Here is a 19,427-nt window from a genome sequence, read left to right on the forward strand (position 1 = left end):
GTGCGCGACACCCTTCTCATCGCCCTGTACGCCTTCACCGGCGCCGCCGCCACCGGCCTGGCCGGAGCGGGTGCGCTGCGCCTCCTGCGGCGCCGCTCGCTCACCGCGTCGCTCGCCGTGGTCTCCGCCGTCGGGGTGGTGGCCATGCTCGCGGGCACGCTCGCGGTCGCGTGGGCGATGTTCCTGTCGCCGCACGACCTGACCGTGGTGACGACGGTCGTGGCGATGGCGGCGGTCGTCTCCCTGGCCACCGCGCTGCTGCTGGGCCGCCGGGTAGTCGCCGGCAGCCGTGAACTCGCCGACGCGGCACGCTCGTTCGGCGACGGCGGCGACTTCACCGCCCCCGGCCGCCCGGCGACCGCCGAACTCGACGCGCTCAGCCGTGAGTTGGCGGCCACCAGTGCCAGGCTGGCCGAATCCCGGGACCGCGAACGCGCGCTGGAGACCTCCCGGCGCGAGCTGGTCGCCTGGATCTCGCACGACCTGCGCACCCCGCTGGCCGGTCTGCGCGCCATGTCGGAGGCGCTGGAGGACGGGGTGGCCACCGACCCCGACCGCTACCTCCGGCAGATCCGCACCGAGGTGGAACGCCTGAACGACATGGTCGGCGACCTCTTCGAACTCTCCCGCATCCACGCCGGCACCCTGCCCCTCACCCCCTCCCGCATCTCCCTCTACGACCTGATCGGCGACGCCCTCGCGGGCGCGGACCCGCTCGCCCGCGAGCACGGGGTACGCCTGGTCGGCGAGAGCGTGGCGGCGATCCCGGTGGAGGTCGACGGCAAGGAGATGAGCAGAGTCCTCGGAAACCTCCTGGTCAACGCGATCCGCCGGACCCCCGCCGACGGCACGGTGGCGGTCGCCGCCGAGCGCTCCCCGGAGGGCGTGGTGGTCTCGGTGACGGACGGCTGCGGAGGCATCCCGGAGGAGGACCTGCCCCGCGTCTTCGACACCGGCTGGCGCGGCACCCACGCCCGTACACCCCCGGCCGGCGCGGGCCTGGGCCTCGCCATCGTCCGCGGGATCGTGGAGGCCCACCGGGGCCGGGCCACCGTACGCAACATCCCCGGCGGCTGCCGCTTCGAGGTGACACTGCCCACGGCCGCCTCCAGCCCGTCCGGCGTGTGAGGACGAGGCCGTTCAGGCCGACAGGGGGCGAGCGAACTCCCGCATCCCCTCCGCGAACCCCACCCGCGCCTGCCAGCCCAGCTCGGCCCGCAGCCGCGAGGAGTCCGCGGTGATGTGCCGCACGTCGCCCAGCCGGTACTCCCCGGTGACGACCGGCTCCGGCCCGCCGTACGCGGCGGCCAGCGCCCGGGCCATCTCGCCGACGGTGCGCGGCTCACCGCTGCCGGTGTTGTAGGCCGTCAGCGCACCGCCCGGCACTCCGCCCGACGCACCGGCCTCCAGCGCGGCCAGATTCGCGGCGGCCACGTCCCGGACGTGCACGAAGTCCCGCCGCTGCCGCCCGTCCTCGAAGATCCGCGGCGCCTCGCCCCGGGCCAGCGCGGAGCGGAAGAAGGAGGCCACACCGGCGTACGGGGTGTCGCGGGGCATCCGGGGCCCGTACACGTTGTGGTAGCGCAGCGAGAGCGCCGACCCTCCCGTCGAGCGGGCCCAGGCGGCGGCCAGGTGCTCCTGCGTGAGCTTGGTCGTGGCGTACACGTTCCGCGGGTCGGCCGGAGCGTCCTCGCCGACCAGCCCGGGGGACAGCTCCTGCCCGCACGCCGGGCACAGCGGCTCGAAGCGGCCCGAGTCCAGATCGCCGACGGCCCGCGGCCCGGGCCGCACGACACCGTGCCGCCGGCACTCGTACCGCCCCTCCCCGTACACGACCATCGACCCGGCCAGCACGAGACGCCGTACACCCGCCGCGGCCATCGCGGCGAGCAGGACGGCGGTGCCGAGGTCGTTGCGCGAGACGTACTCCGCCGCGTCGGCGACCCCGTCGCCGAGCCCCACCATGGCCGCCTGGTGGCAGACGGCGTCGACACCGGCCAGCGCCCGGGCGACGGCCACCGGGTCGCGCACATCGGCGGCCGGGTCCTTGCGGACGTCGAACACGAGCGGCTCGTGCCCGTGCGCCCGCAGGGCGTCGACGACATGGGACCCGATGAACCCGGCACCGCCGGTGACCAGCACTCGCATACGGCCACGCTAGGTCCGGGGCCGCGCCGTGCCCCGTGACCCGCCCGGCACGTCACCACTCCGTAAGACGGAGCGGGCGCGCCGGACCAGCCGTCAGAACCCCTGCGGCGGGGTGACCGCGGGCGCCTCGTGGCAGGTGAAGCCGAGCCGGGTCAGCGCCCGGCTCACCTCGGCCGCGGTGAAGTCGCGGCGATCCTGCCTGGTGATCACTTCCCCGACCTGCTTGACGGGGTAGGTGCGACGGCCGATGGTCACGGACACCCCGGTGACGGGTTCGGGCGTGATGCCCTCCATCGACTGCTCGACCTCGCTCTTGATGAGGTCGAAGGGGAAACGTGCGATGACACAGCGCATGATGCCTCACAAGGGGGTGGGAGAACGCCGGAAGGGGCCGACCGCGCGAGGGCGGTCACGGGGTGAGAGCGAGAACACCCAGGGCATAGCCCTGCTCGTCGACCACGGGGGACACGTCCAGCGTCCGGACCCGCATGGCGGACTCCGCGTCGCCGAGGACCGCCGCGGACGAGGTGAACGGTCCGCGGTCGAGCGGGATGTCCCGCAGCCGCGTCCGGTCGGTGTACCACGAGCCACCGCGGTGGGCGGCGAGCTGTGCACGGGTGACCAGGCCGGAGCACCGGCCCTCCTCGTCCTGGAGGAGCAGATGCGCGACGCGGGCGCCGATGACCACGGACAGCGCCTCGTCGACCATCATGTGGTCGCCGACCTGCAGCCCGGGCGCGCCCATGGCGTCACGGGCGGTCAGCCCGGTGCCGTAGGCGTCTGCCGCCCGCTGGGGTCGGGTCGGATGGAGCGTCAAGGGCTTCTCCTCTTCGTCGGGGGCAGGCGTCACGGGCGGCGGCGTCCGAACGTGCTCGGCCGGGCCGCTGGGCCGGGGCTACCGGCCGTGGTTCGAGGAGGAGCGGCGGGGGCGGCCGGCCTGTCCGCCACGGCCTCGCCCGGAGGACTTGGCGGGCCTGGGGCGTTCGACGGCCGGGGCGGGGAGGGCGACGGGCACCCCGGAGGGGGTCCGGGCGCCGGTGATACGGGTCAGCTCCGCCTCGCCCGGGCGGACCTGGGCGGTGCGCGGGGTGATGCCGGCGTCCGCCATCAGGCGGTCCACCGCGCGCCGCTGGTGCGGCAGGACCAGGGTGACCACGGTGCCGGACTCGCCGGCGCGGGCGGTACGGCCGCCGCGGTGCAGGTAGTCCTTGTGGTCGCCGGGAGGGTCGACGTTCACGACGAGGTCCAGGTTGTCGACGTGGATCCCTCGGGCGGCGACGTTGGTGGCCACCAGCACCGTGACGTGCCCCTCCTTGAACTGGGCGAGCGTCCGGGTGCGCTGCGGCTGGGACCGGCCTCCGTGCAGGGCCGAGGCGCGCACGCCCACCGACAGCAGGTGCTTGGCCAGCCGGTCCACCGCGTGCTTGGTGTCCAGGAACATGATCACTCGTCCGTCGCGGGCGGCGATCTCGGTGGCGGTGGTGTGCTTGTCGGCGTCGCGCACATGCAGCAGGTGGTGCTCCATGGTGGTGACGGCGCCGGCGGACGGGTCGACCGAGTGCACCACGGGGTCGTGCAGGTAGCGGCGGACCAGGAGGTCGACGTTGCGGTCCAGCGTGGCCGAGAACAGCAACCGCTGGCCCGCGGGATCCACCTGGTCGAGCAGGCCGGTCACCTGCGGCATGAAGCCCATGTCGGCCATCTGGTCGGCCTCGTCCAGGACGGTGATCGTGACCCGGTCCAGACGGCAGTCGCCCCGCTCGATGAGGTCCTTGAGGCGGCCGGGCGTCGCGACGACGACCTCCGCGCCGCCGCGCAGGGCGGCGGCCTGCCGGCCGATCGAGGTGCCGCCCACCACGGTGGCGAGCCGCAGGCGCAGCGCCCGGGCGTACGGAGTGAGGGCGTCGGTGACCTGCTGGGCCAGTTCCCGGGTGGGTACGAGGACGAGGGCGAGCGGCTGCCGGGGTTCGGCCCGCTGTCCGTCCAGCCGGGCCAGCAGGGGCAGGCCGAAGGCGAGCGTCTTGCCCGAACCCGTGCGCCCGCGGCCCAGGACGTCCCGGCCGGCCAGCGCGTTCGGCAGCGTCGCGGCCTGGATCGGGAAGGGCACGGTCACGCCCTCGGAGCGGAGCGCGGTCAGCAGGCGTCCGGGCATGTCGAGGTCGGCGAACGACTCGACCGCCGGCAGCGGTTCGGTGAGCGTGACCGGCAGGGCGAACTCACCCTGGCGGGCACTGGGCCGCGCCCCGGGGCCGCTCTTCCTCCCGTTGGAGGGGCGGGGGCCGGGGCCCTGGCGGCGTGTCTCCTGCGAACGGAAGCGGCTGCCGCGGCCGGAGCCCGCGGAGGCGCTGTCCGCGCGGGGGCGGCCGGATTTGTTGCCGGTGCGGCGCGTGCGGTTCATCGGAACCTTCCTCGATGCGGCCACGTATCGAGGAATTCCTCCCGGCGCGTGGACAGCCGCACGAGGATTCGCAAGAAGGAGCCGAAGAAAATGCGAAAGAGCCGGGCGCGTCACAGCGGTGGGCCCGGGCGTGTGTCAGGGTACTGCGGGAAGACAATGCGCTGGGGCCCGCACCCCTAGAGTGCGGGCCCCAGCCACATGGATCGCGTCAGCGTCAGGCGGGAACGATGTTCTCGGCCTGCGGGCCCTTCTGGCCCTGCGTGACGTCGAAGGTCACCTTCTGGCCCTCCTGAAGCTCGCGGAAGCCGGAGGTGGCGATGTTCGAGTAGTGGGCGAACACGTCAGCGCCGCCGCCGTCCTGCTCGATGAAGCCGAAGCCCTTTTCCGCGTTGAACCACTTCACGGTGCCAGATGCCATATTGAATCTCCCTTGGGGGCAGTGCCGGAATCCGCACTTTACGGACCCGAGTCGCCGCGATGATCACCCCTCCGGAAAGACCCGGAAAGCTTCGCAAAGAAAAAAATTCTCTGGCAACCAAAACTGCAACTGCTATCACGCTAGCACAGGTCGACCGCAAATCTCATGTTTTTTGCAATTCTCGTCCCTGTGGAGTGGGCATTTCTGCATCGGCGGCACTAGATATCCGTATCGCGGTCCTCCAGCTTCCGGCGTGTTTCCTCGTTGAGCCGGAGGGCGTCGTCGAGCTGTCCCTCGAGGGAGATGATGCGGCACGCGGCCTCGATCGGGGTTCCCTGGTCGACCAGTTCGCGGGCGCGGGCGGCGATGCGCAACTGGCGGCGGGTGTAGCGGCGGTGGCCGCCCTCCGAACGCACCGGAGTGATCAGTTCTGCCTCGCCGACGGCCCGGAGGAAGGCGGGAGTGGTGCCGAGGAGGTCGGCGGCTCGCCCCATGGTGTAGGCGGGGTAGTCGTCGTCGTCGAGGTTGCCGACGGCCGGAAGGTTCTCAGCGGGCATAACACCTTGGTTTCGGGGGGCGGCGAAGGACCCGGGCGCGCTCGGCACCCGTGCTCCGAAGGCTCCAGCACCGACTGCCTGGTGCCACAACCTTAACTCCGAGGAGCGCGGATATGTGCTCTCGCCATCGCAGATTTCCCCCCTGGGCCCGGGTGAACGCGCAACGGCGCGGTCAGGGGGCAGGTACTCGGGTGGAACTGAGTACCTGCCCCCTGGTCGGTGACGGGGTGAGCCGAGACGCTGGGGTCATGCGCCAAGGACTTCTGAAACCAGGTCTCTCTCTGTTGTCGATCCTCGTGCTTGCCGGAGTGACGGTAGGGGCGTGGGCCGCCTGGCTGGGCTGGGACCAGCATCGTGACGAGCACCCCGATGGTTCGACGACCGGCCCGTACGAGGCGTGGCAGGTGATCGGGCTGGTGCTGACCCTGCTGATACCGGTGTGCTGGGCAGCGTTCCGGCGCCACAGCGCGGGCGCCGTGCTCGGCACCACGGCCGGCCTGACCGCCGCCGCCTACTACGACTGGTCGGACGACTCCAGCGGCCTCTTCGTGATCGGCGTGGGGATGGTCATGCTGGGGAGCCTCGCGGTGACCGCCGCCGTCTCCGCCGTGATCGCCTCCGCGACACGGGACGAAGGACGGGCCGGAGCCTGACGGCGACCCGCGTTCCGGCGGTACACCGGCTAAGGCCTGCCGAAGGCCGCCACCATGATGTCCAGTGCCACCTTGTTCATGTCCTGGCCCTTGGCGTCCGTGGAGTTGACGCTGTAGACCAGCGTGCGGGAGCCGTCGCGGGTGGAGGCGATGGCCGCGTTGTAGCCCCAGCGGCCGCCCGTCTTGCCCCACACCTCGCGGCCGCCCAGCTTCTTCATCGAGAGGCCGACGGAGTACGCGGCCGGGTCGCCGCTCTTGAAGTCCGTCACCTTCGGCAGCGTGAACATCTCCTCCAGCAGCGGGCCGCGCACGACCCGCCCCCGGAACAGGGCCTTGGTGAACCGCTCCAGGTCCGCCGTGGTCGAGATGATGTCACCGGCCGCCCAGCCGTCCGTCGTCCCCCACACGGACACGTCGCGCAGACCGGTCGTCCCGTCGTCCAGCCGCATCGTCTGGTAGCCGTGGTTGTGCGGACCGGTGATGCGCGGGTTCGTCTCCGGGAAGTAGGTGTCGCACAGGCCGAGCGGGTTCAGTATCCGGCGGGTGACCTGGTGCTCGTACGAATCTCCTGTGACGCGCTCGATCAGCAGACCGGCGATGGTGTAGCCGATGTTGAGGTAGTGCTGTCGCTCGCCCGGCGCGAACTCGCGGGGCTTCGACGTCGCCGAGCGGACCATGTCCTCGGGGTCATGGGTCCGGAAGCGGTTCGCGTACCACTCCTCGACCGTGGTCCCGGGGAAGTCGGGAGCCGGGATGCCGTGCGTGTGGTCGAGCAGCTGCCGGACGGTGACGTCCTCGTACGCCGCCGGGATCAGGTCCGGCAGGTACGAGCGGGCGGTGCGGTCCAGGTCCAGTCTGCCCTCGGCGGCCAGCTGCAGCGCGACCGCCGCCGTGAAGACCTTGGTCACGGAACCGGCGCGGAAGCGGGCGGTCGGATCGGCCGGGCGGCCGGTCTTCAGGTCGTGCACGCCGGAGCTGCCCCGCCAGACGCCCTCGGTACCCCCGACCCGCACCAGCGCGGCCGTGGCGTCCGCCGTAGGCAGGTCCGCGATGGCGGCCTCCAGGGCGGGCTCCGCGGACTGGACGGAGACCCTCGGGGAGGGGGCGGCCGGGACGGACGCGGCGGCCGGAAGGACCCCCGGCCCCGCCACGACGCCCAGGACGAGCGCGGCGGCCAGCAGCGTGCGGTGCATGCTCTTCATGGTCAACTCCGTGGATGAAAGCCCGTGTTCTCGCTGGCTCCATCCTTCTGACCAGGGGCTTTCGACGGATCCCCCGCGCAGGCGGTCTCCGGGCGCCGGTTCCGGTCAGCTCCTCGCCGACGCGGGGGAGGAACCGGCTCCCGACGGTCCCCCGCGCGGGGGATCCCCGGCCGCGATCAGACCGGTCTCGTACGCGCAGATCACGGCCTGGATCCGGTCCCGCAGCCCCAGCTTGGCGAGCACATTGCCGACGTGCGTCTTGACCGTGTGGTCGCTGACGACGAGTTCCGCGGCGATCTCGGCATTCGACAGGCCGCGCGCGAGCAGCAGCAGGGTCTCCCGCTCCCGCCCGGTCAGCACGTCCAGGCGGGGGTCGGGCCGTCGTGGCCGGGCGGCGGGCCGGGTGTACTGCTCCACCAGGCGCCGGGCCACGGACGGCGCGAGCAGCGAGTCGCCCTGCGTCACCACCCGTACCGCGTGCACCAGATCGTCCCGGCGGACGTCCTTCAGCAGGAACCCGCTCGCACCCGCGTGCAGCGCCTCGTACACGTACTCGTCGGAGTCGAAGGTCGTCAGCATCACCGTCCGGCAGGCGTCGCGCGCACCGCCCGCACTCTCCGCACTGATCGCGCGGCAGGCCTCGATGCCGTCCAGGCGGGGCATCCGGATGTCGAGCAGCGCCACATCGGGCGCGTGCCGCCGCACCGCCTCGACCGCCTGGGCCCCGTCACTGGCCTCCGCGACGACCTCGATGTCCGGCTGGGCGTCCAGGATCATCGCGAAGCCGCTGCGCACCAGCTCCTGGTCGTCGGCCACCACCACACGGATCGTCAACGCGCCACCTCCGCCGCGGACGGTACGGGGATACGAACCCGCACCTCGAAGCCCCGGCCGTCCGGGCCCTGCCCGGTGACCGCCGTACCGCCGTGCGCCGCCGCCCGCTCGCGGAGCCCGGCCAGTCCGTGGCCGCCGGGACCGGACTGCGGACCGTGTCCGTCGTCCGTCACCTGAATGTGCAAGTCGTCTTCCGCATAGGTGAGTTGTACGGCCGCGGTACGGGCGGACGCGTGCTTGACGGTGTTCGTGAGCGCCTCCTGGACGATCCGGAAGACGGTCGCCCCGGTCGCGTTCGGCAGCGGTCGCACGTCCCCCGCCGTCCCGTACACGACATCGAGACCGCTGGCGCGTACCCGGTCGAGGAGATCGGGCAGCTCCGCGAGGTCCGGCTGTGGCTCGCGCGGGGCGCCGCCCGGCTGGTCGCCCTCGCGCAGCACTCCCAGCATCCGGCGCAGTTGGGCCATGGCGTCCCGGCCGGTCTCCGAGATCGCGTCGAAGGCGGCCTCCGCCCGCTCCGGGGCCGTGCGCACCGCCACCGGTCCGGCCTCCGCCTGCACGATCATCAGGCTCACCGCGTGGGAGAGGATGTCGTGCATCTCCCGTGCGATCCGGGCCCTTTCGCGTGCGGCGGCCTGCTCGGCCTCGATCCGGTTCGCCCGCTGGCGGGTGTCGGTCAGCCGCCCGAAGACATAGGCGGCCGCGAACACGAAGAAGGAGAAGGTCAGTTCACGCGCCGACCGGGTGTTGAGCGACACCGACACGGGCACGGCGACCAGCAGCAGAAGCACGGTGGCCAGCCGCTTGGGCGGCGGTGAGAGCACGGCGATCGTGTAGACGATGACCAGCCCGGTGTACGGCAGTGGCTGCCCAGGCCCCTCCACGGCGAGCTTGTACAGGGCACTGGTCGCCATGATCGCGAGCAGCACGGCGACCGGCGCACGCCGACGCCAGACCAGCGGGACCACGGTGAGCGTGGTCAGCCCGTACGCGGGCCAGGAGGCCGGCGGGAAATCGGCCGGCCGCGGCACCACGAACGGCATCGTCATCGCCGCCTGGACCAGGAGGGCGATCCCGATGTCGACCACGAGGGGATTGGCCGCTCCCAGCGCCCGGGCCCGCGCCCACCCCGGCCGGACGACCCCGCGCAGTTCGCGTATGTCCCTCACGGCACTGAATCCCCCCGATTCACGCCTTGTTCCGGTCGGGCCCGGAAACGCGACTCCACACGGTAGTCGGGGACCCTCGCGCGTGCACACGCCTTCCGGCGAGGTGCGCACTCCCCGTTGCGCGACGCAGGCCCAGCGTCCATTATCAGGAATCCTGATACTTGAAACCTGCAGCGATAGGCGGGTCGGACCATGCCCCTCAGTCCCGGAATCCAGGCCAGAGGCATCCAGCTGCTGTTCAGCGGCATGATGACCCGCGTACACAAGGACCTGCGCTTCACCGACATCCCGAAGCGCACCGAAGCCCTCCGGGTGGAGACCGGCGCCGGACCGGTGGCCTGCACCGTCTACCGCCCGCCGGTCACCCCCGCCAACCCCGCCCCCGTGTACGTCAACTTCCACGGTGGCGGCTTCATCGTCGGCGCCCCGAGCAGGACGACCACATCTGCCGCTACCTGGCCGCCACGGCCGGCTGTGTCGTGATCAACGTGGACTACGCCGTCGCCCCGCAGCGGCCGTTCCCCGCCCCCGTCACCCAGGCGTACGACGTCACCGCATGGGTCGCCGAGAACGGCCCCGCCCACGACTGGGACGGCTCGCGACTCGCCGTGGGCGGGCACAGTGCCGGGGCCAACCTCACCGCCGCGGTCTGCCGCACGGCCCGGGCCCGCGGCACCTTCACGCCCCGGCTCCAGATCATCGACTCCGCACCGCTCGACCAACTCGCCGACCCCTCCACCAAGCATTCCCCCATCGCCAAGCCCCTGCTCAACCCCCAGCTCATACGGGTGTTCACCGCCGCCTACGTCCCGGATCCGGCCGACCGGGCCCACCCCCTCGTCTCGCCCGGACTGGCCGAGGACCTCGCCGGTCTGCCGCCCGCCCTCGTCATCACCGCGGAGCACGACCGCCTGCGCGACGAGGGCGACGCCTACGCCAAGGCGCTGGAGGCCGCGGGCGTCCCCGTCACCCACCGCGTCTTCACGGGCGTCGACCACTACTTCACCCACACCGGCCCCGTACCGGCCGGAAAGGAGGCCATCGAGCTGATGTCCGCCACCCTGCGCACCGCGCTCGGCGCCTGACGCCGGCCGGTCACACGCGGGCTCACCCGGCCGCGTAGGCGCCCGTCAGGTAGTCGAGTTCCGGGTGAGGCGGCCCGCACCGGAGGATCGCGTCCACCGCGGGCCACAGCTCGGTGGGCACGCGGTAGCAGTGGAGCATCCAGGGGTCGTCGGCATCCGGGGTGAGCACCTCCCGCAACCGGAGCAGCTGCTCACGGCTGATGGGATGCTCCGTACGCAAGGTGTCGTCCACCTTGCCGTACCCCTCCAGGACCCAGACGGCCTCGGGCTCTCGCTCAGACATTCCGTGATCGTAGGGCGCCGTGCCGCCGCGCCACCGTACTCTTTCGCCCCGACGGCTACATCGCCACCCGCACCTCATGCGGCCGAGACCGAGTGTGGCGCAGGTCACGGGAAGTCGGTGCGGGGTGCCGGACAGCTCATTGAGGTGAGCACTCATATGCGAACCCGGGTACGGGCCGGGGATTCGAGCGCGTTCGCCGAGCTCTTCGACGGCCACGCCCGCGCGGTCTACAACCACGCCTTCCGGCTGACCGCCGACTGGTCCACGGCCGAGGACGTGATGGCCGCGACCTTCATGGAGGCGTGGCGGCTTCGCGACAAGGTCGATCCGGAGGGCGGCTCCCTGCGGCCCTGGCTGCTGGGCATCGCCACCAACACCGCACGCAACCAGTACCGCAGCAACCGGCGGTACCGGGCGGCTGCGGAGGCCGCCGCGGCGGCCGAGCTCTCGGTGCCCGACCACGCCGAGGAAGTGGCGGACCGGCTCGACGGCCGACAGCGCCTCGCGACGGCACTCACCGCCCTCGCGGCACTGCGCCGCCCGGAGCGCGAGGTCATCGCGCTCTGCCTGGGGGAGGGCCTGGACTACGAGGCCGCGGCGGAGGCGCTCGGCATCCCGGTCGGCACGGTCGCCTCCCGGCTCTCCCGTGCCCGCAAGAAGCTCCGCAAGCTCGCCGAGGCCGAACAGGCCAGACCTCAACCACCACACCACGCACGGCGGTTGAAACACCCGACCGCGACAGCAGCACTCAAGAGAAATCCCGAAGGAAGCCTCGAAGGAAGCGACGGATACCTCGACGGAAGCCTCGACGGAAATCTCGAAAAAAGTCTCGGGAAACGGGAAGTAGGCCGCCCCGGCCGACAGACAAGAGGCGATCACGCACACGCGATCCGGCCCGCACAGGAAGGAAACCGATGAACGCGAACACGTCCCGGCAGAACGCTGCCGAGTGGGAAGAAGGCGCACAGCTCTTCGACCGGACGACGCGCGATCTGCCGCCGGGCCGTCACCAGTTCCACAAGGAGCGCATGATGGCCCAGATTCACGAGACCCAGGCGGAAGAGCGCACGGCGGCGAAGCCGACGGCCCCGGCGAAGACCCGGCGCTTCCGGCTGCCGCGCCCCGCGATCGCCCTGCCCGCGCTGGCCGCCGCCCTCGCCGGGGTGGTCGTCGTCGGGGTGGCCAACTCCGGTCACGGCGGCGGGGTCGAGGACGGCGGCGTCGCCACCGGACCGGCCCTGACCACGACCGTCGGCGCCGCGACCACCAAGGACGTACCGCGGCTGCTCGACCAGATCTCGCTGGCGGCGTCCGAGGCGGACCAGTCGACCGTCAAGCCCGGCCAGTACATCTACATCGAGTCCGAGACGGCCGACAGCTTCGTGAAGATCAACGGTGACAAGAGCACCCTGGCCAGCCACGAGCTGCACACCCGCCAGGTGTGGAAGTCCCCGGACGGCACCAAGGGCTGGCTGATCGACCCGGCCGTCAACGACGACCCCGAGGGCGAGACCCTGAGCCTCCCCGACGAGCAGGGCAACGCCCTGAAGGCGGACCTGAACAGTCCGTCGTACGACTACCTGGCCAAGCTGACCACCGACCCCGACGCCCTGCTGGCCAAGATCTACAAGGAGACCGCGGGGCACGGGAACTCCCCCGACCAGGAGGCGTTCACCACCATCGGCGACCTGCTCGTCGAGAGCTACCCCCCGGCGGAGCTGTACTCGGCACTCTTCAAGGCCGCCGCGAAGATCCCCGGTGTCGTCGTGGTCGACGACGCGGTGGACGCGACGGGCCGGCACGGTGTGGCCGTGGCCCGGCTGGACAAGACCAGCGGTCAGCGCGAGGAATGGATCTTCGACAAGAAGACCCACGTCTACCTGGGCGAACGCACGGTTCAGGTGGCCAGGACCAGCGAAGAGAACGGCCTGATCAAGCCCGGCACGGTCGTCTTCACCAGCGCCGTCACGAACCGCGCCATCGTCGACGGCATGAAGCGGACCCCGTCACAGGGCGACTGACGTATCCATCTCCATCGGAACTCACCGAGGTGACGTGGTTCGCGCCACGTCACCGAAGAGGCCGCGCAGCAGGCGGACCACAGCCGCCACCGCGATGAACGGCGCCGCCAGCATGTTGGCCAGCAGAACGGACCACGTGACATTCACGGTGTTACTGAACCATTTGCCGACCAGATCCTCCTCGGCGCCGTCGCCCACCCCCATGACCCAGAAGAGGGTCAGCGACACCATGGCCGACCACAAGAGCCAGAAACCGCCGATGGCCGCGGTCCAGGTCCGGGTGCCTGCCACGGGATAGCGCTCCAGCCGTGCACGGAAGTACTGCAGTCCTACCAGTCCGACGATGAGGAGCACCGTCAGCGGCACCCGCCACCCGTCCTCCACCATCGCCCAGCGGGTCAGCCCCTCCCACCAGGCACTGTCCTGTTCTGCCGCCGGGTGCTCGCGGGCATGCGCCTTGAGATCGGGCCCCGCTACCAACAGGGCGAACATCGGTAACAAGCCGAGCAGGCTCAGCAGCGGGTGGCCCAGCGCCGACCTGCGCACCCAGCGCGCGACCCGGACCTGCTCCCGCGGGCCTTCGGCGGACGCCGGACGCAAGGACGGTGGTCGCAAGGACGGCGGCGGGCTTGAGCGCGCCGGGGCGGTGGAGCCGGGCCGACTGCGGAAGTGGGCTGGTGGGGCTACGGGGGCGGGTGGCGGTGGGGCTACCGGGGCCGGTGGGACCAGGGGTGCCGGTGGGACCGCTGCGGCCGTCGGCAGGTCGGCGATCGGGGAGGCGGCGGTCGTTGGGGGAGGGGCCTCGACGGGGGGAGGGGCCGCAGCGGGGGGTGGTACCCGGCCTTGGTCGTGTCCCCGGCCTCGGTCGTCTCCCTGACCTCGGTCGTGTCCCGGCCCCGCGTCCCGATCATCGAACCCCAGATCGCGGAGTTGCTCGCGCCTTCGAACCAGTTCCGACGCGATGGAGGTGGGCAGCCAGTGTGCGGCGTCGGTGCCGTGCTCCTCCGCCCAGGCGCACAGTTCCTCGGGGGAGGGACGGCAACCGGGCTCCTTGGCCAGGCACTTGCGCAGCACCGTCATGAGATCATCCGGCGCATCGCGCAGGTCCGGCTCCTCGTACACGATCCGGTACAGCGAGTCCAACCCTGCCGACCCGAACGGAGGGCGCCCGGTGGCTGCGAATGCCAGGACCACGCCGAGCGAGAAGACGTCGCTGGCGCCGCTCACCTCCTGCGTCTGGGCTTGCTCCGGTGACATATAGCCCGGCGTACCGACCGCAATGCCTGTTCTGGTGAGGGCGGTGTCCGCGGCGGCGCGGGCGATCCCGAAGTCGATCAGCAGCGGCCCGTCGGAGGACAGCAGCACGTTCGCAGGCTTGAGGTCGCGGTGCACCAGCCCGCACGCGTGCACCCTGCGCACTGCCTCGGCGAGCCCCGACAGCAGCCGCCACAACGTGTGCACGGGCAGCGCACCATGCACGCGCACAGCCTCGTCGAGGGAGGGCGCCGGAACGTAGTCCGAGGCCAGCCAGGGCACGGGCGCGAGCGGGTCGTTGTCCACCACCGGCACCATGCCCGGCCCGGAGACCTCCAGCGACGCACGGATCTCGCGCTCGAACCGTACTCGGAAGTCCGGAGCGTCGGCCCTCTCCGCTTGCACCATCTTGAGCGCGATCAGCCGACCGCTCGGCGACCGCCCGAGATACACACGGCCCATGCCGCCCTCACCCAGGCGGAACAACAGCTCGTACTCGCCCACCTGCCGCGGATCGTCGTCGGCCAACGCCTGCACTCTCCACCCCCGGCACAAAGCGCACTTGGACGATGTTCGAATCGTGACACCGCCGCATCACATGCGCCACCGTTCGGGCGGTCCGACCACAAACGCGGGCTGCTGAGGCATTGATCGCGCTAGCTAGCTAGTTATCTAACTAACTAACTAACCAACTAGGGTCGAGTCATACCCATGTCCGACGCGGACGCTTGCGCATCCTCGATCAGGAAGTTCTCGTTCTCCCCGAAGTCCGGGGCCTGGAAGGGGTTCGTCGCCGGGGGCGGCGATGCTTCGGTGGTGCGGTGTGGCGCCCCTTGCGGAGCGGAGAACAGCGAGGTCAGGTCGATGAGAGGTCTCCTATCGGTACAGGGCCGTCCAGGCACCTGGCGTGCCGTGACCGGGCACAGCGGTCCTACAGCTTGCTCATCTTGGCGTACGGACTCAAGATCCGCTCTTGCGTCGAACCGAAATCCACAAGCACGGCGATCCCGTCCTCGACGCCGATCACCCGGCCGAGGCCGTGCATGTCATGTGTGACCTGGTCTCCCACGGCGAAATGCTTGAGAGGTGGCGGGACCGGGGCCTTGAAGGGGCTGGTAGGCAGATGGCGCTTCTGTGCAGCTGGCTTTGTCATTGACGCCAGTATGCCCCTGCGGGCATCCGTTCGCGGCGGCTGTCCATGGCCGCCGTTCGGCTCGAGCCCCGCCGGCGACCGCACAGGAGTACGGGCTACAGGCCGCGCAGTGCCTCGTACAGGTCGCCGTAGGCGCTCCAGCAGGTGACGCTGCCGTCGTCGTTCAGGCTCCCCATGTACCAGTCGTCGTCGTTGACGGCTTTCACCAGACACAGTCCGTGGAATCCCAAGACGATCTCGGGGTGGAGCCGCTCGCCCTGCATCGGCCAGCCCGTCACGACGCGATCGGTGTCGAGAGGTGTGGCCTCCCGGTCGCCGGAGACCTCGCGGATCTTCTCCAGGGTCCACCCTGCCGGAAGCTGTCTGACCGCCACCCGATGATGATGACAGCCACCGCACACGCCGAGTGCCGCCGCCGACGGCACCGCGCCCCCGGTGAAGGCGGGACGCCCGGTGCGGCCGGACGGCGGCTGTGTCGTGGGACGCCAGGACGGCTACCAGGTGAGGGCGTCCGCCGCGTTGTCCTGCCAGTAGGTGACGATCGCAGCGCTGTTGAAGAAGGCACCGCCGTTCGGCAGCGTCAGGGTCTTCTCCGTGCTGGTCGCGTTGCCCTTCTTGTCAGCGAAGATCACGCCCAGGGTCTTCGTGTTGCTGCCCTTTTCGCCCTCGGGGGAGTACGTCGTGATGCCCGCGTACGCGGACTGGCCGGGCTCGAGCATCAGCACGGCCTGCGGCGTGGTCTCCTCGGCCCACGGCAGCGGGGCCTGGGCGTCGGCGCCGGCCCTCAGGAAGGGGGCGCTGTAGGCGTAGCAGGGCTTGGTGCCGGTGTTGGTGGCCTTGAGCAGCAGGTGGTTGATCGGGCGGGACACCTCGGTCACGGTCAGCGCGGTGTTCGCCGCGGTGCAGGTGACGATCGAGGACGCCTTCGTGGTGGCGGCGGAGGCGGTCTGCCCGGCGGCCTGGAATCCGACGAGCGCGAGGGCGGCGACAACCATGGAGGAGGCGGCCGTGCGGGCGGTGAAACGAGTGGCGATACGCATGAATGGACTGCTTTCTCTGAACACCAGGAAGATGATCTTCCAGTTGTGAACTGTGCCGGTCGGTCGCTCTTGTCCCGGTGCGCGGGCACGCCGGAAACGCGGACCACGAAAGCGGAGTTGAGCGGGGCCGATCACCGTGTCCGGCGAGGCACCGTGCTTGGACGGCCCAAGCCTGTGCCCTGCGCCGTCCCATCCGCCATCACATCCGGAATTCCGGGACGCTGGAATGCGCGAACCGGCTCTGACCTGGGGAAACGTGCTCTTCCTGGAATGCCGAACGGAACGGAGGACTGGTGGGGGCTCCGGGGCAAGGGCTGCGTCGCCTTGCTACCGGGCACAACAAAAAGGCCCAGGTCGCTGACCTGGGCCTTCACACTTCCGTCTCACCCACTCGGTCTGCGGCACGGTCATTACTACCGGCGAATCCGGGGTCTGCCGGGCCATCGGACGACTTCAGCCGGTGTTCAGTAGGCCATGTGAGCGTTCTGGTCAGCCGCTGGGAAGCGGTCCCGACCGAGGTCCATCACTTCGACATGATGAAATCCAGGGCGAAACCGGAGGCAGTCGTCCAGTAGGTGACACGCTGACCGTCGTCCGCGTACAACTTGGCGACGGGCATGGGCACATCGATCGGCTTGCCCGCGCTGCTGCCGAGCTTCCGGCCTTGGAGGCCGAGGGTGATGTTCTTGGCCTCGTACTCATCCCTGGCGCCGCCGCTGACGAGCAGAGCGGCGTATGCCTCCTCACCCGGAGCGAGGGTGACGGGCACTCCCGGGTTCGGGTCGCTCTCCTTGATCACGGGGGCCGTGGTCCGACCGGCACCGAGCCGCACGAGAGGGTAGCGGTAGAGATTGCACTTCTTGTCGCCGGCGTTCTGGACGGTGAGGAGGAGGTGCCTGGCGTCCTTGCTGTCTGCGGGCTCCTTCACGGCGGACACCCCGAGGACCTCCTGGGAGCAGGCGGCGACGGTCTGCGGCCCGGTGGCGGAGGCCTGTGCCGACACACCACACCCGAGAGCCAGGACGAGACCCGCGGCCACGGCCACACGGCGGGCCGCGAGGGACTTCACGTTCATATGCGTGTTCCTTTTCTGATCGGTACGAGGTCGCACGCGCCCGCGGCCTGGCACTCAGGGGCATGCATCCCGGGTGCCCGAAGACATGGGTGTCCCCGTGGACGGGTGGGTCGGGATGTCGTGGTGCTGCCAGGCGGTCGGCCGCTTCAGCCGGTGCGACAGCCACAGCATCGGATGCCTCGTGGGCCTGGGACAACGGCCGCCACCCAACCTGCGACGGTGGGCCGATCCCACCCCCGACAACCTGCAGAAACAAGGAAGCCTGGGATGCCTGTCCGGGATGGAACCCCCCGAGGCCGGAGCGCTGCTTCGGGCGCCACCTCTAGTACTCCAGTGGTACTCCCGCAGCCGGCAGGACATCGAGGTCTCGTGGGCTGGCGCAACCCCGGAACCATCCCAGCCGTACTGACGTGCAGGTTTGGTGAGTGTCCGGGATGCCGTCCCGGATCGGGACATGACTGCACAGGCCGACGGATGGATGCGAGTACGGACCACATGGATGCAATCCACGATGACGTAGCGGAGTTCGCGTTACTGATGACGCGTCTGAAGGAGCGCACAGACCGCAGCTACGCGGCGCTGGCCCGCCGCCTGGGCGTGAATGCCTCCACGCTGCACCGCTACTGCGCCGGAGAGGCGGTTCCCCTGGACTTCACCGGGATCGAGCGGTTCGCCGCACTCTGCGGAGCCTCCCCCGAGGAACGCGTGGAGTTGCACCGCCGGTGGATCCTGGCAGTCGCGGCACGGCGACGATCACGCCCATCCGATGCCCGGCGGGCACCGACGCCCCACGACACCACGAGCATCGCGGCATCGGCCACATCCGCGAGCCAAGGCACCCCGGCGGACGAGGCCCCCGAGCCGACCTCGCCGGCCGACCCGCGCCCGGAGCCGACCTCGCCGGCCGACCGGCGGCCCCCTGCCGGGCGCCCCCGAAGACGGCCCGGGCGATTGATAGCACTGGCGGCCTCGCTGGCCGTCGCGCTCGCCGGCCTCACCACATCCGCTGCCGGACCCCTCTCCGGTGGCGGTGAGTCGTCGGCCTCCGCCCGCACCACACCGAAACCCTCAGCACCAGCCACGCACAGCGGCGGCAGCCCGCAACCCGCTGCCGGACCCCTCTCCGGTGGCGGTGAGTCGCCGACCTCCGCCCGCACCACACCGAAACCCTCAGCACCAGCCACGCACAGCGGCGCCGGCCCGCAGAAGAACCGGGCGGGCGCCGGCACGGTCCCGCCGCCGGCCCCGCTCACTTGGACGGCCAACTCCCAGCTCTGGCAACTCGAATGCGACCATGACTATGTCATCGCCAAGCCACCGCAGCAGGTCCCCCCGCCGCCGACCCCGGCGGACGCCGCGGTGTGGGCCACGTCCCAGGGGGCGGTGCACGGGCGCACCACCGATCTGCGGATCTCGGTGCAGGGACGCGGCTCCGCCGCCGTCGTCCTGGAGGCACTGCATGTGCGCGTGGTCAACCGCACCACCCCCGACGCCCGCCGGGGCATCGCCTACTCCATGTATGAAGGCTGCGGCGCCATCCTCGTCCCCCGCTACTTCTCCGTGAACCTCGACGCACACCGACCCCTGGCCCGTTCGATGCCCGGCAACGACCCGGACAGACCGGCCCCCGCGATCGACTTCCCCTACCAGGTGTCCCTGCGAGAGCCGGAGGTCCTGCTGCTCTCCGCGCGCACCGAGTCCTGCACCTGCGACTGGTACCTCGACCTCGACTGGTCCTCACAGGGCCGATCCGGCACGATGCGCATCGACGACCACGGCCGCCCGTTCCGCACCACCAGCATCAAAGGGCTACCGCACTACTGGTACCGCAACCCCCGCGGCTGGGTCCCCATGACCGGCGACTGACGAAGCAACAGACCACACAGCCCGCCCGACAGCAGGACCGGCGACGGCGGGGACCCGGCCGTCCCCGCCCCCGGTGGGATCCGGGCACCCCGGGGCATCGCGCAACTACGCAGGCCAGGACGACGAGCCAGGCACCCCGCTCGACCCGGAGACTGTCGGCATGCCGGAGGGCTCCCGCCTCTACGATCTCCGCCACACCGGGCACACGCTCTCCACCCCTCCGGCGCCCCCTGACGCGCCGGGCAGTCCTCGGAGAAGGCCACCAGGAAGA

The 19,427-nt window shown here is 71.0% G+C and carries 20 protein-coding genes and 1 pseudogene; 6 read left to right on the top strand and 15 right to left on the bottom strand.

Features of this window, described 5'->3' with window-relative positions:
• On the top strand, positions 1-1,128 hold the full coding sequence (locus ACZ7L0_RS16120; RefSeq protein ID WP_471243079.1) for a sensor histidine kinase: 1,128 nt from the start codon (positions 1-3) through the stop codon (positions 1,126-1,128).
• A gap of 12 nt (positions 1,129-1,140) precedes the next feature.
• Here ACZ7L0_RS16120 and ACZ7L0_RS16125 read toward each other — a convergent pair whose 3' ends face one another.
• The 6 genes from ACZ7L0_RS16125 to ACZ7L0_RS16150 all read right to left on the bottom strand — a co-directional run bounded on the left by ACZ7L0_RS16125 (position 1,141) and on the right by ACZ7L0_RS16150 (position 5,521).
• Complete coding sequence (locus ACZ7L0_RS16125) at positions 1,141-2,148, bottom strand: NAD-dependent epimerase/dehydratase family protein (RefSeq protein WP_471243080.1); 1,008 nt, start codon at positions 2,146-2,148, stop codon at positions 1,141-1,143.
• Positions 2,149-2,241: 93 nt separating this feature from the next.
• A complete protein-coding gene (locus ACZ7L0_RS16130) occupies positions 2,242-2,502 on the bottom strand; it encodes an SCO5918 family protein (protein WP_471243081.1) in 261 nt (86 codons plus the stop codon).
• 55 nt (positions 2,503-2,557) lie between these two features.
• Positions 2,558-2,965: a CBS domain-containing protein gene (locus tag ACZ7L0_RS16135; protein ID WP_471243082.1), complete on the bottom strand. Its 408-nt coding sequence runs from the start codon at positions 2,963-2,965 to the stop codon at positions 2,558-2,560.
• A gap of 78 nt (positions 2,966-3,043) precedes the next feature.
• Positions 3,044-4,546 carry a DEAD/DEAH box helicase gene (locus ACZ7L0_RS16140; RefSeq protein ID WP_471243083.1) on the bottom strand — a complete coding sequence of 501 codons (1,503 nt, stop codon included), beginning with the start codon at positions 4,544-4,546 and terminating at the stop codon, positions 3,044-3,046.
• A 214-nt stretch (positions 4,547-4,760) separates the two neighbouring features.
• Complete coding sequence (locus ACZ7L0_RS16145; RefSeq protein ID WP_007383480.1) at positions 4,761-4,964, bottom strand: cold-shock protein; 204 nt, start codon at positions 4,962-4,964, stop codon at positions 4,761-4,763.
• A gap of 218 nt (positions 4,965-5,182) precedes the next feature.
• Positions 5,183-5,521 carry a helix-turn-helix domain-containing protein gene (locus ACZ7L0_RS16150; RefSeq protein WP_471243084.1) on the bottom strand — a complete coding sequence of 113 codons (339 nt, stop codon included), beginning with the start codon at positions 5,519-5,521 and terminating at the stop codon, positions 5,183-5,185.
• Between the two features lie 308 nt (positions 5,522-5,829).
• On the opposite strand from ACZ7L0_RS16150, the gene ACZ7L0_RS16155 reads away from it, so the two are divergent.
• Positions 5,830-6,174, top strand: coding sequence for a hypothetical protein (locus ACZ7L0_RS16155; RefSeq protein WP_471243085.1), 345 nt, complete (start codon positions 5,830-5,832; stop codon positions 6,172-6,174).
• 29 nt (positions 6,175-6,203) lie between these two features.
• Here ACZ7L0_RS16155 and ACZ7L0_RS16160 read toward each other — a convergent pair whose 3' ends face one another.
• The 3 genes from ACZ7L0_RS16160 to ACZ7L0_RS16170 all read right to left on the bottom strand — a co-directional run bounded on the left by ACZ7L0_RS16160 (position 6,204) and on the right by ACZ7L0_RS16170 (position 9,370).
• Entirely contained in the window at positions 6,204-7,376 is a 1,173-nt protein-coding gene (locus ACZ7L0_RS16160) for a serine hydrolase domain-containing protein (RefSeq protein ID WP_471243086.1), read from the bottom strand.
• A gap of 105 nt (positions 7,377-7,481) precedes the next feature.
• Positions 7,482-8,210, bottom strand: coding sequence for a response regulator (locus ACZ7L0_RS16165; protein ID WP_471243087.1), 729 nt, complete (start codon positions 8,208-8,210; stop codon positions 7,482-7,484).
• Positions 8,207-9,370 (bottom strand): sensor histidine kinase, encoded by a 1,164-nt coding sequence (locus ACZ7L0_RS16170; protein WP_471243225.1) that lies wholly within the window; start codon positions 9,368-9,370, stop codon positions 8,207-8,209. The genes ACZ7L0_RS16165 and ACZ7L0_RS16170 overlap by 4 nt, the downstream gene beginning before the upstream one ends.
• A gap of 201 nt (positions 9,371-9,571) precedes the next feature.
• Between ACZ7L0_RS16170 and ACZ7L0_RS16175 the strand changes: the two are divergent.
• Positions 9,572-10,464, top strand: a pseudogene (locus tag ACZ7L0_RS16175) (alpha/beta hydrolase).
• A gap of 22 nt (positions 10,465-10,486) precedes the next feature.
• Here the strand turns inward: ACZ7L0_RS16175 and ACZ7L0_RS16180 are convergent.
• Positions 10,487-10,747, bottom strand: a complete 261-nt coding sequence (locus tag ACZ7L0_RS16180; protein WP_471243088.1) for a DUF7683 domain-containing protein — start codon at positions 10,745-10,747, stop codon at positions 10,487-10,489.
• Positions 10,748-10,903: 156 nt separating this feature from the next.
• Between ACZ7L0_RS16180 and ACZ7L0_RS16185 the strand changes: the two genes are divergently transcribed.
• Together ACZ7L0_RS16185 and ACZ7L0_RS16190 are read left to right on the top strand one after the other, a co-directional pair.
• Complete coding sequence (locus ACZ7L0_RS16185; RefSeq protein WP_471243089.1) at positions 10,904-11,665, top strand: RNA polymerase sigma factor; 762 nt, start codon at positions 10,904-10,906, stop codon at positions 11,663-11,665.
• Entirely contained in the window at positions 11,662-12,768 is a 1,107-nt protein-coding gene (locus tag ACZ7L0_RS16190) for a CU044_5270 family protein (RefSeq protein WP_471243090.1), read from the top strand. Before ACZ7L0_RS16185 ends, ACZ7L0_RS16190 begins: the two co-directional genes overlap by 4 nt.
• Positions 12,769-12,789: 21 nt before the next feature.
• Here the strand turns inward: ACZ7L0_RS16190 and ACZ7L0_RS16195 are convergent, their stop codons facing one another.
• From ACZ7L0_RS16195 to ACZ7L0_RS16215, 5 genes are all read right to left on the bottom strand, one after another.
• Positions 12,790-14,550: a serine/threonine-protein kinase gene (locus ACZ7L0_RS16195; RefSeq protein ID WP_471243091.1), complete on the bottom strand. Its 1,761-nt coding sequence runs from the start codon at positions 14,548-14,550 to the stop codon at positions 12,790-12,792.
• Positions 14,551-14,953: 403 nt separating this feature from the next.
• Complete coding sequence (locus ACZ7L0_RS16200) at positions 14,954-15,175, bottom strand: hypothetical protein (RefSeq protein WP_471243092.1); 222 nt, start codon at positions 15,173-15,175, stop codon at positions 14,954-14,956.
• Between the two features lie 95 nt (positions 15,176-15,270).
• A complete protein-coding gene (locus tag ACZ7L0_RS16205; RefSeq protein WP_471243093.1) occupies positions 15,271-15,549 on the bottom strand; it encodes a hypothetical protein in 279 nt (92 codons plus the stop codon).
• A 120-nt stretch (positions 15,550-15,669) separates the two neighbouring features.
• Positions 15,670-16,215, bottom strand: coding sequence for a DUF4232 domain-containing protein (locus tag ACZ7L0_RS16210; RefSeq protein WP_471243094.1), 546 nt, complete (start codon positions 16,213-16,215; stop codon positions 15,670-15,672).
• Between the two features lie 523 nt (positions 16,216-16,738).
• Positions 16,739-17,290 carry a DUF4232 domain-containing protein gene (locus ACZ7L0_RS16215; RefSeq protein WP_471243095.1) on the bottom strand — a complete coding sequence of 184 codons (552 nt, stop codon included), beginning with the start codon at positions 17,288-17,290 and terminating at the stop codon, positions 16,739-16,741.
• Between the two features lie 537 nt (positions 17,291-17,827).
• Here ACZ7L0_RS16215 and ACZ7L0_RS16220 point away from each other — a divergent pair.
• A complete protein-coding gene (locus ACZ7L0_RS16220) occupies positions 17,828-19,156 on the top strand; it encodes a helix-turn-helix domain-containing protein (protein ID WP_471243096.1) in 1,329 nt (442 codons plus the stop codon).
• Positions 19,157-19,427: the final 271 nt, after the last annotated feature.

Source organism: Streptomyces sp. NPDC039424 (assembly GCF_055639495.1).